This window comes from Mucilaginibacter gossypiicola (genome assembly GCF_900110105.1).
Lineage (GTDB): Bacteria > Bacteroidota > Bacteroidia > Sphingobacteriales > Sphingobacteriaceae > Mucilaginibacter > Mucilaginibacter gossypiicola.
This window is the reverse complement of record NZ_FOCL01000008.1, coordinates 146,305-161,492: the sequence shown is the minus strand read 5'-3', so window position 1 is coordinate 161,492 and position 15,188 is coordinate 146,305. Positions and strand designations below refer to the sequence as shown.

At 42.3% G+C, this 15,188-nt stretch carries 12 protein-coding genes; 6 read left to right on the top strand and 6 right to left on the bottom strand.

Annotation, left to right across the window (positions count from 1 at the left end; genetic code table 11):
• Window positions 1–7: 7 nt before the first annotated feature.
• Both BMX50_RS23950 and BMX50_RS23945 read right to left on the bottom strand, forming a co-directional pair.
• Complete coding sequence (locus BMX50_RS23950) at window positions 8–1,906, bottom strand: DNA topoisomerase IV subunit B (protein WP_091215449.1); 1,899 nt, start codon at window positions 1,904–1,906, stop codon at window positions 8–10.
• 286 nt (window positions 1,907–2,192) lie between these two features.
• Window positions 2,193–2,858 (bottom strand): hypothetical protein, encoded by a 666-nt coding sequence (locus BMX50_RS23945; protein WP_143065248.1) that lies wholly within the window; start codon window positions 2,856–2,858, stop codon window positions 2,193–2,195.
• A 343-nt stretch (window positions 2,859–3,201) separates the two neighbouring features.
• Here BMX50_RS23945 and BMX50_RS23940 point away from each other — a divergent pair, with 343 nt between their 5' ends.
• The 6 genes from BMX50_RS23940 to BMX50_RS23920 all read left to right on the top strand — a co-directional run bounded on the left by BMX50_RS23940 (window position 3,202) and on the right by BMX50_RS23920 (window position 10,700).
• Window positions 3,202–5,940: a DNA gyrase/topoisomerase IV subunit A gene (locus BMX50_RS23940; protein ID WP_091215443.1), complete on the top strand. Its 2,739-nt coding sequence runs from the start codon at window positions 3,202–3,204 to the stop codon at window positions 5,938–5,940.
• Between the two features lie 175 nt (window positions 5,941–6,115).
• Complete coding sequence (locus BMX50_RS23935; RefSeq protein WP_091215440.1) at window positions 6,116–6,877, top strand: hypothetical protein; 762 nt, start codon at window positions 6,116–6,118, stop codon at window positions 6,875–6,877.
• Window positions 6,878–7,144: 267 nt separating this feature from the next.
• Window positions 7,145–7,312: a hypothetical protein gene (locus tag BMX50_RS34645; RefSeq protein WP_167668088.1), complete on the top strand. Its 168-nt coding sequence runs from the start codon at window positions 7,145–7,147 to the stop codon at window positions 7,310–7,312.
• A gap of 176 nt (window positions 7,313–7,488) precedes the next feature.
• Window positions 7,489–7,764: a co-chaperone GroES gene (gene groES / locus BMX50_RS23930; RefSeq protein ID WP_022834050.1), complete on the top strand. Its 276-nt coding sequence runs from the start codon at window positions 7,489–7,491 to the stop codon at window positions 7,762–7,764.
• Window positions 7,765–7,909: 145 nt separating this feature from the next.
• Window positions 7,910–9,541 carry a chaperonin GroEL gene (groL, locus tag BMX50_RS23925; RefSeq protein WP_091215436.1) on the top strand — a complete coding sequence of 544 codons (1,632 nt, stop codon included), beginning with the start codon at window positions 7,910–7,912 and terminating at the stop codon, window positions 9,539–9,541.
• Between the two features lie 367 nt (window positions 9,542–9,908).
• Window positions 9,909–10,700, top strand: coding sequence for a mechanosensitive ion channel family protein (locus BMX50_RS23920; protein WP_091215432.1), 792 nt, complete (start codon window positions 9,909–9,911; stop codon window positions 10,698–10,700).
• A gap of 209 nt (window positions 10,701–10,909) precedes the next feature.
• On the opposite strand, the gene BMX50_RS23915 is transcribed toward BMX50_RS23920, so the two are convergent.
• The 4 genes from BMX50_RS23915 to BMX50_RS23900 are packed head-to-tail and all read right to left on the bottom strand — an operon-like array spanning window position 10,910 to window position 15,187.
• Window positions 10,910–12,256, bottom strand: coding sequence for a DUF58 domain-containing protein (locus tag BMX50_RS23915; RefSeq protein ID WP_091215427.1), 1,347 nt, complete (start codon window positions 12,254–12,256; stop codon window positions 10,910–10,912).
• Between the two features lie 8 nt (window positions 12,257–12,264).
• Window positions 12,265–13,242: an AAA family ATPase gene (locus BMX50_RS23910; RefSeq protein WP_091215423.1), complete on the bottom strand. Its 978-nt coding sequence runs from the start codon at window positions 13,240–13,242 to the stop codon at window positions 12,265–12,267.
• Window positions 13,243–13,244: 2 nt separating this feature from the next.
• A complete protein-coding gene (locus tag BMX50_RS23905; RefSeq protein ID WP_091215418.1) occupies window positions 13,245–14,426 on the bottom strand; it encodes a DUF4350 domain-containing protein in 1,182 nt (393 codons plus the stop codon).
• The gene (locus BMX50_RS23900; protein WP_091215415.1) at window positions 14,423–15,187 is read right to left on the bottom strand and encodes a DUF4129 domain-containing protein; all 765 of its coding nucleotides are present in this window, start codon (window positions 15,185–15,187) and stop codon (window positions 14,423–14,425) included. Before BMX50_RS23900 ends, BMX50_RS23905 begins: the two co-directional genes overlap by 4 nt.
• Window position 15,188 lies beyond the last annotated feature (1 nt).

Genomic DNA, 15,188 nt, shown 5'->3' with positions numbered 1-15,188 from the left:
AGGTTCATTATACAGCCACTGGCAACTCTTCTTCAGCCTCAGCTTCTTTAGCTATTGTTGGGTTGATGGTTTCATCATCCTTTTCAACCCGCAGGTTGTTAACAATGTGCATTTGGCGGGTTGGGGTGTTTTTACCCATGAAATATTCCAGGAGCGCCTTAACGTTGGCATCCCTCAATATTACCGGGTCAAGGCGCATATCTTTACCTATAAACAAACCAAACTCATCGGGCGAAATCTCACCTAACCCTTTAAATCGGGTGATCTCAGGTTTGTTACCCAGTTTAGCAATGGCGTTACGGCGTTCTTCATCGCTGTAGCAATAAATAGTTTCCTTTTTATTACGCACACGGAATAATGGTGTTTGCAAGATTGAAACGTGACCGGCTTTCACCAGGTCGGGAAAAAACTGCAGGAAGAAAGTCATCAGCAACAGGCGAATGTGCATACCGTCCACATCGGCATCGGTAGCTATTACAATGTTATTGTAACGTAAAGCATCAAGACCGTCCTCAATATTCAACGCGTGCTGCAGCAGGTTAAATTCTTCGTTTTCGTAAACCACTTTTTTGGTTAAACCAAAGCAGTTAAGCGGTTTACCTTTTAAGCTGAACACGGCCTGTGTCATTACATCGCGCGATTTGGTGATAGATCCACTGGCCGAATCACCCTCGGTGATGAATAAAGTAGTATCCTGTTTACGTTCGTGTGTATCGTCAAAATGCACTTTACAATCGCGTAGTTTACGATTATGCAATGATGCTTTTTTTGCGCGCTCATTGGCCAGCTTTTTAATACCGGCAATATCCTTACGTTCACGTTCCGATTGCAGTATCCGCTTCAATAAACCATCGGCCGCTTCTGTGTTTTTGTGCAGATAATTATCAAGTTCCTTTTTAACAAAATCGTTGATAAAACCACGTACAGATGGGCCTTCGGGCCCAACGTTTTGCGAACCCAGCTTGGTTTTGGTTTGCGATTCAAATACCGGCTCCTGAACTTTTATAGCAATAGCGGCAACAATCGAGGCCCTGATATCCGAAGCATCAAATTCTTTTTTATAAAATTCACGTACCGTTCTTACTACCGCCTCACGGAATGCTGCCTGGTGCGTACCGCCTTGTGTGGTGTTTTGCCCGTTAACGAATGAATAATATTCCTCACCGTATTGCTGGCCATGGGTCATCGCGATCTCAATATCTTCACCTTTTAGGTGGATGATCGGGTAGCGTAGTGTTTCAGCATCGGTATTACGGGTAAGTAAATCGAAAAGACCACGTTCCGAAAAATACTTTTGATTATTAAAGTTGATGGTCAGGCCCGCGTTCAGGAACACATAGTTCCAGATCATGCTCTCAACAAACTCAGGAATGAATCGGTAATGTCTGAAAATGGTATCATCGGGCACAAAGTTGATAGCAGTACCATTACGCTGAGTGGTATCTTTTTCGTTCTCATCGCGAATGAGTTCACCCTTGGCAAATTCGGCCAGTTTAGTACGGCCGTCACGATATGATTGTACGGTGAATGAGTTGGAAAGCGCGTTAACCGCCTTGGTACCCACACCATTTAAACCTACCGATTTCTGGAAAGCCTTGCTATCGTATTTACCGCCTGTATTTATTTTAGATACACAGTCGATCACTTTACCCAAAGGAATACCGCGACCATAATCACGTACTGATACTTTATGATCGCTCATGTTCACTTCAATGGTACGACCCGATCCCATCACAAACTCATCTATTGAGTTATCCACAATCTCTTTGAGCAGTACATAAACACCGTCATCATAAGCAGAGCCATCGCCCAGTTTACCGATATACATACCGGGACGTAAACGGATGTGCTCCTTCCAATCGAGGGAGCGGATACTATCTTCACTATAATTAACTGGTTCTGCCATGTATATATAAAGTAGAAAATTTAAAACAGCGCAAAATACGCCTAACTGCAAAAATAAAACTTCCGGCTTAATTACCGGGGAGCAGATATCAACTTATTAACATTGGGAAATCAAAAAAAAAGAAAAATGTCATTTCGATTGAGCATGTGATGCTTGCGGGGTGGCGCGAAAGAGAAATCTTATACGCCATGCTACCAAACTTTTATGGTACAGAAGATTTCTCCTCACCCCAACGCGCTCCCCCTCCGGCTCGTTAGAAATGATACAGTAAAGTTTAGTTCTCCTCTTACGGCTTAAACTTCAAACAATTACTTGCCCTGTCCACATTTTTAAAAAACTCGGGGCCCTTATCGTTGGTAAAGCAAACAGCCATTATGGTACCGGTATGGTTACGCTGCAGCGCAATAAGCAAGGCATATTTGTAATGCCTGGTGGCAGGCAAGTCGAGCAGGTTTAACAGGTATGACTTGCCGGCGTCTGCCTTATATCTGTTCAAAACATTAACCGGTATACTTCTGATAAAATTATCCCTTTCGCCGGTGAAGGCTATAGCCTGGGCCCTGCTCATGTTTATATATATAGAATCTGGGTTTTCGGTTTCCCGGTCAATATCATACTGTCCTTGCTCATAGCTGGTATAGTTTTCCTTTTGTGATTTTACCTGAAACCATACTTCAAAATCCTGACCTGGCAATTGCAATGCATAATCAAATGAAAAATCCTCATCATTAGGGGCAGGAATTTCTTTAAACCCCTTGGGTGGGGTATAAATTACATTAGCCTGGGCCAAAAGTTTGGTGAATTCTTTAAACTGATCAGTACCTGCTATTTTAGATTTTGGGTAACCCGGTTTAACTTTTACAGGTGTATGTTTCTTGCTATTTTGGGCATATAACGGCCGGGGACTTACCTGAGCAATGCCTTTTGCAAAACAAAGCAATGATAAAGCCATAAGTAATAAGGGCCGGTTTAACTTCAAAATAGTTTTCATTTAAGGGGGCAGCTGCAGAAAAATTTCTGGCTTAAAACACCATAGTAAATATATAAACAAATTAATTAATCAGCACCGTGCGGTGCTCAAATTAACCGTCATGTATTAACGGCGATATCGATTATTTATTTGTTGTACCAACAAGTTTTACGCGCCTGATTTACAATTGTTGCCCGCTAAACCCGCACAAACGTAACAATTTTGATATAAATTTAAATTACCCCGGTATTAAAATATAGGCTGGCGCATCTGCACATCAACACATAATCTGTATCTTTACCAATCCAAAAGTTTTTATTGAATAATGAGTGAAGATCTGCATCAAAACGATACACCAAACCCTAATGAAGAAAAACTACACACTGTTACCTCACTCGATGGGTTATATGAAAACTGGTTTCTTGATTATGCGTCATATGTTATTCTTGACCGGGCCGTTCCGCATATTAACGATGGTTTAAAACCGGTACAACGCCGGATCCTGCATTCATTGAAGGAAATGGACGACGGGCGCTTTAACAAGGCTGCCAACGTTATTGGTAACACCATGAAATATCACCCCCACGGTGATGCTTCTATTGGCGATGCCATGGTGCAGATAGGTCAAAAAAACCTGCTGATTGATTGCCAGGGCAACTGGGGAGACCCTGTAACAGGCGACTCTGCAGCGGCTCCGCGTTATATTGAGGCTCGTTTATCCAAATTTGCACTTGATGTTGTTTTTAATGCCGATACTACTATCTGGCAGGCCAGCTATGACGGCCGTAACAAAGAGCCTATCACCTTACCGGTGAAGTTCCCGCTACTCCTTGCGCAGGGTGCTGAAGGTATTGCCGTTGGTTTGGCTACCAAAATATTACCTCATAATTTTATTGAGTTAATTGATGCTTCCATAGCCGTATTAAAAGGTGAACGCCCTAACCTCATGCCCGACTTCCCAACCGGAGGTATGGCCGATACTTCTTTATACAACGAAGGGCAACGCGGCGGCAAAGTACGGGTAAGGGCTAAAATTATTGAGCGCGATAAAAAAACCCTCGCCATTACTGAAATACCATTTACTACTACTACCGGCAGTTTGATTGATAGCGTGATCTCGGCCAACGACAAGGGCAAAATCAAGATCAAAAAAATTGAGGATAACACAGCTAAGGATGTAGAGATTATCATCCACTTAGCGCCGGGCATATCGCCCGATGTAACTATCGATGCGCTTTATGCTTTTACCGATTGTGAGGTATCCATATCACCCAATACTTGCGTAATACAGGATGATAAGCCACGCTTCATGAGCGTGAATGATATGCTTACCGAAAGCACATTCTTCACCAAAGACCTGCTCAAACAGGAGCTGGAGATCAAGCTGAAAGACCTGATGGAAAGGATCTTCTTTAGCTCATTGCTTAAGATCTTTATCCAGGAAGGGATGTATAAAAATCCCGAGTACGAAAACTCGGGCAATTTTGAAGTGGTGCTGGAAGTATTGAACCGCTTATTTGAGCCGTTCTTCCCACAGTTTTATCGCACCATACAGCCCGAAGATTATAAAAAGCTGATAGATAAACCTATGAGCAGCATCACCCGCTTTGATGTTAAAAAAGCGGATGAACAGATGAAAGCCCTGGAAAATGAGATTAAACAGGTTAAACATGACCTGAAACATCTCACCGAATATACCATTGCCTGGTTCCAGAAACTGAAAGACAAATACGGCAAAGATCGCGAACGCAAAACCGAGTTGCGTACCTTTGATAAGGTTGAAGCAGCGCAGGTAGCTTTAGCTAATATCAAGCTATATGTTAACAGAACTGACGGCTTTATCGGTTCAGGCCTGAAAAAAGATGACTCGGTTGAATATGTTGGCGATTGCTCAGATATCGACGAGATCATTGTTTTCAGGGGGGATGGACGCTGCATCATTACCAAAGTACAGGACAAGGTGTTTGTGGGGAAAGACATCATCCACGTGGCCGTGTTTAAAAAGAACGATGAGCGTACCGTTTACAACATGATATATAAAGATGGCGAAAGCGGCATCAGTTATATCAAACGCTTCTCGGTAGTGGGTGTAACCCGCGATAAGGAATACGACCTTACCAAGGGCACCAAAGGCTCAAAAGTATTATACTTTACCGCCAACCCTAATGGTGAGGCCGAGGTAGTGAACGTACAGCTTAAACCTCATTCCAAACTTAAAAAACTGCAGTTTGATGAGGATTTTGCTTCAATAGCAATCAAAGGCCGTGGTTCTATGGGTAATATCATCACCAAATACCCGGTTAAAAAAATCATACTGAAAAGCAAGGGCGTATCAACACTGGCCGGTCGTAAGATCTGGTATGATGAGATTTTAAAACGCTTAAATGCCGACAGCCGCGGTAAATATCTGGGCGAATTTGATGGCGACGACCGTATCCTTACCGTACTTAGCAACGGCGTTTATGAGTTAAGCAGCTTCGATTTAAACAACCACTTTGATGATAAGATGATTCTTATCGAAAAGTATGATCCGCAGGCAGTTTTCTCCATAGTACATATTGAAGGCAAATCCAAAAACTACCTTGTTAAGCGTTTTACTTTCGAAAACATAGCAGTTGGGAAGCAGGTAAGCCTGATCAGCGAAGAAGCCGGATCAAAAATGGTGCTTATAGGTCACACGGCTCCGGTAATCAGCATGACACATCTCAAAGGCAAGGACCAGACACCTGAAACCCTTGAGCTGAATTTAGCAGAGATTATCGATGTTAAAGGTATGAAAGCCATGGGTAACCGCCTTTCACAACATCCGGTAAAATCAGTTGAACTGATAAGTGATGGTACTGCCCGGGAAACCGAAGCTGCCGAAACAGACAATAACGAAGATGAAACACCTGCCTCAACAGAGGTAATTGAAGATGAGCCCGTAGTTTCTCAGGAAGATGAGCCGGCAGCATCAGCCGATCAATCTGAAGAACCGCCAAAGCCTCCTAAAAAGATTGATTTTGAGATCACCAACCCCGATGATATCGACATGGACGATCAGGGACAATTAGGGCTATTTTAACGCAAAGCCACCGGTGACAATTACCGGTGGCTTTTTTATTTGCCTGCCGATTAATCCCGCCTATGTAATACTCAAACAATTAGCAAAAAAATCATCTTACAGCTATAAACGCCCTTGTTTACAGCTGTATTTTCGTTATTTTTGATTATTACTAAATCCTATATCATAAACAGGCATGTACTTCGGCGGCGGCAATTATTATTATCTTATATTGATATTAGAGGCGTTTTGTATCATTCATAGCCTACGGCGCGGTACTCAGCAAAAATGGCTCTGGATCCTTATAGTAATACCTTTATTCGGATGTTTATATTATATCTATAGTGAGATACTGTCCAATCGCGGCATCCGTACACCTAAAATCAACGTTGAGGCAGTTATAAACCCCGGAGCCAAAATTAAACGCCTTGAAGATGAAGTAAGATTCACCGATACTTTTGCCAATCGTGTTAAACTGGCAGATGCCTATCTGGAAGCCGGGCTTACAGATAAAGCACTCGAAATATATCAAAACAGTCTCACCGGCGCCTTTGCCGAAAACGAACATGTGATGGCACAACTCATTGTAGCCTACTTTGAAAAAGGCCAGTACAACGAGGTTATTCCTATTGCTAAAAAGCTTTATAAGCTACCACAGTTCGCCCGCTCAAAAGCACACATTCTGTATGCCAAATCGCTTGAGCTCACTTACCAGGAAGAACAGGCAGAGAATGAGTTTAAACTGATGAAGGGGCGTTATTCCTACTTTGAGCCCCGTTACGAATATGGCATGTTCCTTACCCGTGCCGGCCGTGATGATGATGCATGGCAAATTTTTACCGATATGCTCAATGAGCAATCGCAGTTAAGCCCGGTTGAGCGTAAAAGCAACAAAGTATGGTTTGCCAGGGCTAAGGATGAATTGAAGAAATTATCAGCGGCGAGGAAGACGGCGTAAGAAAGCTATCAAAAAATCAAAATGTTTTTTCATTGCCGTTGACTGAAGTCAACGGTTATAAGTACCAAACAACCGGGCTTTAGCCCAACTATGCGCGCGACATTTTGGCTAAAGCCCTTTGATTTTATCATTACTCCGTTGACTGAAGTCAACGGCAATGAAGCCTATTGGATATTTACTTTGTTTTAAACAACTGCTACTCTTCATCTCTCATCGACTAATAAATAGCATATTTATTGGTCGATCATAAATGAAATTACATTAAAGATGGATTACAATATATCATTTTCAGAAATGAACGAATTGGCCAGGCAAGCCAATTCTAAAAAACCTAAACTTTCATTAGATCAAATGCGACAACAAGTTTTGCAGCTCAAAAAAGACAGCAATTCGAAAGTAAAGAAACAACCTGAAAATCCCTACCGTCATCCTTAAGTCATACTGACAACCTGACACCATCGGGTTAAAAAATTGTTAAGCCACAAAACACAAGTAACCTTTTGCTGACATTAAAACAGTTTATCATGTCAATACTTGCCATAATACCCACTTGGCATAATTGATGTTGCGTATCGGGCTGAAAACTTAAATAAAAACAAACAGTTATAATTATGTCATTAAACATCAAACCTATCGGCGACAGGGTTGTAGTAGAAGCTGCAGCTGCCGAAGAGAAGACCGCTTCAGGTATCTTTATTCCTGATACTGCTAAAGAAAAACCTCAACGTGGAACTATCGTTGCTGTAGGACAGGGAAAAGTTGATGAGCCTTTAACCGTAAAAGTTGGTGATCAGGTTTTATATGGTAAATACGCAGGTACTGAAATTACCTATGAAGGTAAAGAGTACTTAATTATGCGTGAATCAGACATATACGCAGTTCTTTAATTTAGACATGAGATGTTAGATATGAGACTTGAGACAAAAGTGTTCTTAAATCCCTTATCTCGAAAACTAAAAAAATTAAACGATTTGAATTTGAAATGGAGTTTTCTCACATCTCAAATCTCAGATCTCAAATCTTAAAAACAAAATGGCAAAACAAGTTAAATACAATGTTGAAGCACGCGACGCCCTGAAACGCGGTGTTGATATCCTTGCTAACGCAGTAAAAGTAACCTTAGGTCCTAAAGGCCGTAACGTAATCATCGACAAAAAATTTGGCTCACCAGCCATCACTAAAGACGGTGTTACTGTTGCTAAAGAAATTGAATTAAAAGACGCCCTTGAAAACATGGGTGCACAAATGGTTAAGGAAGTGGCTTCAAAAACTGCCGATATTGCAGGTGATGGTACTACTACTGCTACCGTTTTAGCTCAGGCTATCGTAACTGCAGGTATTAAAAACGTAGCTGCCGGTGCAAACCCAATGGATTTGAAACGCGGTATCGACAAAGCTGTTGCTTCGGTTGTTGAAAACCTGAAATCACAGTCACAAACTGTTGGTGAAGACAATAACAAAATCAAACAAGTTGCTTCTATCTCTGCAAATAACGACGAGGTTATCGGTTCGTTAATTGCTGAAGCAATGGAAAAAGTTGGTAAAGATGGTGTTATCACTGTTGAAGAAGCAAAAGGTACTGAAACTGAAGTTAAAACTGTAGAAGGTATGCAGTTTGACCGTGGTTACCTTTCTCCTTACTTCGTAACCAATGCTGATAAAATGGAAGCTGAGTTAGAAAATCCTTTCATCCTGATCTACGACAAAAAGATCTCTTCAATGAAAGAATTGCTTCCTATCCTTGAAAAACAAGTACAAACCGGCAAACCATTATTGATCATTGCCGAAGATCTTGACGGCGAAGCATTAGCTACTTTGGTAGTTAACAAAATCCGCGGTTCACTGAAAGTTGCTGCTGTTAAAGCTCCTGGTTTCGGCGACCGTCGTAAAGCTATGTTAGAGGATATCGCTATCCTTACCGGTGGTACTTTGATCTCTGAAGAAAGAGGTTACAAATTAGAAAACGCTGACCTTAGCTACTTAGGTACTGCTGAGAAAATCGTTATCGACAAAGATAATACTACTATCATCAATGGTTCTGGTTCTGCAGAAGAGATCAAAGGCCGTGTAAGCCAGATCAAATCACAGATCGAATCAACAACTTCTGATTACGACCGCGAAAAATTACAAGAGCGTTTAGCCAAATTATCTGGCGGTGTTGCTGTACTTTACGTGGGTGCTGCTACCGAAGTTGAAATGAAAGAGAAAAAAGACCGTGTTGACGACGCTTTACACGCTACACGTGCCGCTGTTGAAGAAGGTATCGTAGCTGGTGGTGGTGTTGCTTTCATCCGCGCGGTTGCTGCTTTAGCTGATCTTAAAGGTGATAACGAAGATGAAAACACTGGTATCCAGATCATCCGTCGCGCTATCGAAGAGCCTTTACGTCAGATCTGCGAAAACGCTGGTATCGAAGGTTCAATCATTGTGCAAAAAGTTAAAGAAGGCACTGCCGACTTTGGTTACAACGCACGTACTGATAAATACGAAAACCTGATTGCTGCCGGTGTTATCGATCCAACTAAAGTAAGCCGCGTAGCTTTAGAAAACGCTGCTTCAATTGCTTCCATGTTATTAACTACCGAAGTAGTATTAGCTGATGATCCTGAAGATGCTCCAGCTGGTGCTCCACCAATGGGTGGCGGTATGGGTGGCATGATGTAATAGCCCCGCGTCCGCCGATTGGCGGATGTACGGAAATATATACTATTCAAAACCCTGTATGCAAAAGCATACAGGGTTTTGTGCTTTATAAGAGGCTGTTATAGTCATAGAAAGGTAAAGCAACAGTCATTAATCAATCATTTGATTAATTTTTAGATTTGGCGCTCTAACAAAAGCATAAATTTGCATAACAAATCTGATACAGCCTAAAACAGGCACAGGATTTGAATAATGCAGGTCATGAAACGTCTATCTCAAAAAACAAAACAAATACAAAGCACTCTGGTTGAATGGGTGTTTTTCAAGGGCCCCGAGCTCTTCGTATCTTTATACAGTTAATAGATAATTATTAACTTTGCGCCCAGTTATGAAACTGGACGAATTTTACACGCAGTTCCACCATTGGCTTATTAACCGCGGCCCCAATTATTTAGGTGGAATAATTATATTTTTTATTGGTATTTGGTTTATTAAATGGCTTCGCAACCGCTTGCGCACCCGTATGGCCAGGCGAGGCATCCACTCGTCATTACAACCCTTCTTTTTAAGCCTTACCATTACAGCCCTATATGTATTACTCGTGATATGGGTAATGAATATTATAGGCTGGGAAATGACCATTTTCACCACCATTATTGGTGCCTTTTCGGTTGCAGCGGGCTTAGCACTCTCGGGCACCTTCCAAAACTTTGCTGGAGGTGTACTGATCCTGTTATTAAAACCTTTTGAACTTGAGGACAGCATTGTAGCCCAGGGCCAGGATGGCCGGGTGGTATCTATACAGATGTTTTACACCGTACTGATTACCGCCGATAACAAAACCGTTATCATTCCTAACGGTAAGCTGTTTAACGAAGTAATTGTCAACGTAACCCGTGAAGGCCGCCGTCGCCTTGACTTTGAAATGCGCATAGGTTATAATAATGATATGGAGAAAGCTAAGGCTATTATGACCACTGTTGTAAACGCCAGTAAAGATATCCTCCATGAACCAGCAGCACGTGTAGGTGTAATCAGCCTTGATAACGATTGTGTAAGGTTCACCATCAATGTTTGGGTTGACCCAACCAATTTTCTTAATGCCAAGATCAATCTGCAGGAACGAATGCTAAAAGAACTTGCTGCAGGTGGTATTAATTTCCCTAAGCCAGGGTTTTAGGCTTCGAGAGTCAAGAAATCAAGACTCAAGAGGCAAGAAATAATTTTATAGAATCATTTTCTAAGTAGCTGCTAAAATATAAAAGCGTCATTGCGAGGCACGAAGCAATCGCGAACTATACAGAGCGGCCGTACCTATTGGGGATTGCTTCGTGCCTCGCAATGACGTGTTGGAGAGTGCCTTGCAAGCGCTGTTGTATAATTCGCCCTCTAAATTTTCTGCTTCGCCTTAATCTCCAGGTAACGGTTCACCGTATTGATAGTAAGGTTTTGTGGTGCTGTTAATATTGACTGGATACCGTAACTGGCCAGTTCTTTTACCATCAGCTTTTTATCGTAAGCAAATTTTTCGGCAATGGTTTTTATGTAGATGCCTTCAACATCTTTGGCGGGTTGTTCACTTAGGTTTTTTAATTCGGTATTTTCAAAAAACACTACTAACAACAAATGAAACTTAGCTATCCGGCGTAAAAATGGCAACTGCCGCTGTAATGCCGGAAGGCTTTCATAATTGGTAAAAAACACCACCAGGCTCCGCTGTTTTAATACCCTGCGCGTTGTAACATAAAGCGCCTCCATATTAGTTTCCAGGTAACGGGTTTTCTCTTTGTATAAAACCTCCATTATCTTATTAAGCTGCGCGTAATTCTTATCAGCAGGTACAATAGAACCTATTTTTTCGCCCACGGTTATTAAGCCGGCTTTATCTTCTTTAAGCAGGGCTACGTTCGATAGTACAAGGCTTGCGTTGATAGCATAATCCAACAAGCTTAAACCCTCAAAAGGCATCCGCATAGCCCGTGATTTATCGATGATGCAGTAAACGTGCTGCGATTTTTCGTCGGTATAGGAGTTAACCATCAGGTCGCCCCGTCGTGCTGTGGCTTTCCAGTTTATGGTGCGGTAGTCATCGCCGGGCACGTAGGATTTTACCTGTTCAAACTCCATACTGTGGCCAATCCGCCTGATCTTTTTAATACCTATTTCAGTAAGTCGGTTTGATATAGCCATCAACTCATACTTGCGCATCTGCAAAAACGAGGGATAAACGGGCAAAGTTTCCGCTTGCTCAAAATTATAACGCTTAGATACCAGGCCAAGGGCCGATCGCACAAATACGCGGATAAAACCAAACTCATATTCCCCCCTTCGTGTTGGCCTTAGCATGTAATTGATCTGCTTACGTTCGCCGGGCGCAAGCGTGGTGGTAAACCAAACATCACGTTTTTGAAACTGTTCGGGAATCTCGTCAATAATGCCAATATTAACGCTGAATCCATACCGGTTTTCGATGTAGATGCTAAGCTCGTTCTCATCACTGTTACTTAACCGTTCGGGGGCAAGGCGTTTTGCAAATACACCGTCGGTTACACGGTAAAGTATAAACAGATCGGCAATTAACAACGCCAACAGGGCGTAAAAAGCTATATCGGGTACAATGCCCAACCATGGGAAGAAAAACGAAAGTAAAAACAATACCACGCAGGCAGCAACAGCACCGAACAAACGGTTAGTTAAAAACAGGTTGGTATAAAATAATCGGAATAGCTTTTTCACGCGCTTTACTATCGTGGCACTTCAATTTTTTGTATTACCTGGGTTATTACCTCATCAGGCGTTACCCCTTCCATCTCTTTATCAGGGGTTAACATTATACGATGGCGCAGTACGGGTGCGGCAACGTAAATAATATCATCAGGCGTAACAAAGTCACGGCCCCTGGTAGCAGCAAGTGCTTTGGCGCCATTAACAATAGCCAGCGATGCACGAGGCGAACCGCCCAACTGCAACGATTTGCTGTTACGTGTTTCGTGAATAATTTTAGCTGTAAACTCCAGTATTTTGTCCTCAACATGCAATGCCCTCACCTGCTGGCGCAATTCATTGATATCAGCGGCAGTCAGTAAAGGCTGTACCTGGTTTAGCTGATCGGTTGTTTTTTGCTGATGCTGGCGGGTTAGGATTTCAATTTCCTCTTCAAGAGTCGGATATTTCACTTCTATCTTAAACAAAAACCTGTCCAGCTGAGCTTCAGGCAGGCGATAGGTACCTTCCTGTTCAACCGGGTTCTGCGTTGCAAAAACGGTGAAGGGCTCATCCATTTTATAGCGATGCCCATCGATAGTGAGCTGCCGCTCTTCCATTACCTCAAACAATGCCGACTGTGTTTTTGCCGGTGCACGGTTAATCTCATCTATCAAAATAATATTACCGAATATTGGCCCTTGCTTAAACTCAAATTCGGTTGTCTTAGGATTAAAAACAGATGTACCCAATATATCCGACGGCATCAGGTCGGGCGTAAACTGAATGCGGGAATAGCGTGCATCTATAGTTTTGGCTATAAGCTTTGCTGTAAGGGTTTTTGCAACACCCGGTACACCTTCTATAAGAATATGTCCATCGGCCAGGATGCCGGCAATAAGCAGATCGATAGAGTCATGCTGACCTACTATGATGGTTGCCAGCGTGGCTTTTATTTGCTCAACGGCAGTGCTTAGTTTGGTGAGATCGGTGCGTTGTTCAAAAAATTCGTTTTCCATATTTACCTGGATTGGATATAAAATTGTTCAATAAGTTGGTTGAGCCTGATCAGCTCCTGATCTGTTACAATGTCATGAGTACTGATGAAGATAAATGCTCCGGATAGTTCGCGGGCAACATCTTCGGTTGCGCCGGTGCGGTTAACCAGCTCTTCCACAAACTCAGGACCGGGCCGGTTAGCCTTAAGCCGGTAGGTTTCCCGCATAAAAGCCCAGAAATACTGCATTTTCTTGCGTGCAATATTAATATTGTCCCTTCGCTCATAATACACCTGCCCTACTACGTTTACGAAATCAACCGTTGAGTTTTCAAGCGGTTTAATAATGGGAATAATCCGCTGCCGCCTTTTTACTTCATACAGCACAAATATTAACAGGCTAAACAATGCGAGATAGTAAGCGGCTTTTAACTGCGTATTGCCCAGGAAAACCCTCATCGGCGAATCGTCCTCACCGGTGCCCTGGGTATAATATTCGTCCCAAATAATTTCCGGCGTTTTCTTCACCATGGATAAAGCAGTAGAAGTCCATTCGGCGCCTTGGGACTTCAGCAGGCTATAATTGGTGAACATGCCGGGATTGGGCGTCAAATACAAGTTTCCTTTCCCAATAGGGTACTTCAGTAAGTTGGCCTTATGGTCATCTGTTTCACCTATAACCACAGCCCGGGCGGTATCAAATTTGGCAAAATAGCCTGCAGTAACACCTTTATCAACAAAATAATTAACCTCGGGCGATAAAGCAGGATTTACAAAATGTATTAACGTATGAGCATTCCCATTAACCGCAAATTTATTAGTGATGCTTATTTTAAGTTCCTTTTCAAAATCGGCCCCTAAAAACCCGGCAGCAATAAAAACATCGTTACCGGCAGCTATATATTGCTTAAGCTGTGTAAAGTCGGGCTTGGTAATATTAAGCCCCCCGGCTATAATAATGTATGATGAACCTTTGATTGAATCCTCGGTAATGGTATTGTAAATAGCCTGCCGTTTAGGTTTGATCACTGCACCCGGGAAAATATCACGGGCACGTTCATAAAGTACCCGCGTACCATATGGGATCTTATCGGTATTGCTGAATGTGGGTGCCCAATTAACCTCTTTGGGCTTATTCATGTTTGCCATGATGTAAATGGCAAATAAAACAGTGGCTATTATAAAGTAAATCTTCAGGTCCTTCATAACAGCTGTTTTTTAAAGTTTTGAAACAACTGGTTTATATTACCAAAAGCAGCGCCATCTATATTAAAACCACCATACCATACGTATTCAAACTGCCGGGTTAACGACACAAAAGACTGCCGCACCGATGGGTTATTCAATTCATACACGTAAGCCGAATTGGTTTTTTCGGGTTGCCACTGGATGAGGCCATTATCGCTCAATTGTTTCAAGCTCCGCAAGTATAGGAGGCGAACGGCCAGCCGGTAGTTATGGTTTGAGATTGCCTTTTCAATTTCCTCATCAAAATTGATCTCATGGATATTCTCTGCCGATTCGGTATACGCAAGCGGTGTTTTGCGGGAATTGCCCAATAACAGATTCCCCATATCCATACCAAGCAACTTCATCACAAAATAGATGAGTGCGCCAACAGCCAGTATCAAAAAGAAGTATTTAAGAAAAGTCCCTAAACCAGGGTTTACACTTAAGCTGCCAAATAAACTACGCCAAAACCAATTCCAAAACCTGTCCCAGAAAGATAACTCATTCCCTATGTTTTTGTCGTTATACTGATATTCCTTGTCGGCCCGGTATTTATCAAGCGCATTTTCATTGAAACGGCGTATGTTAACCTTCGAGCTATCCGTACGCACAATCGCAGGTTTCTTTTTAGTAACGCTATCCGTTTTTACGGGTATAACCTTACCTCCAACTTTGGCCATGCCCGGATTAAAAGCAAGGCACAACAGCATTAATATGATTAATATGGGTTTAGGCATG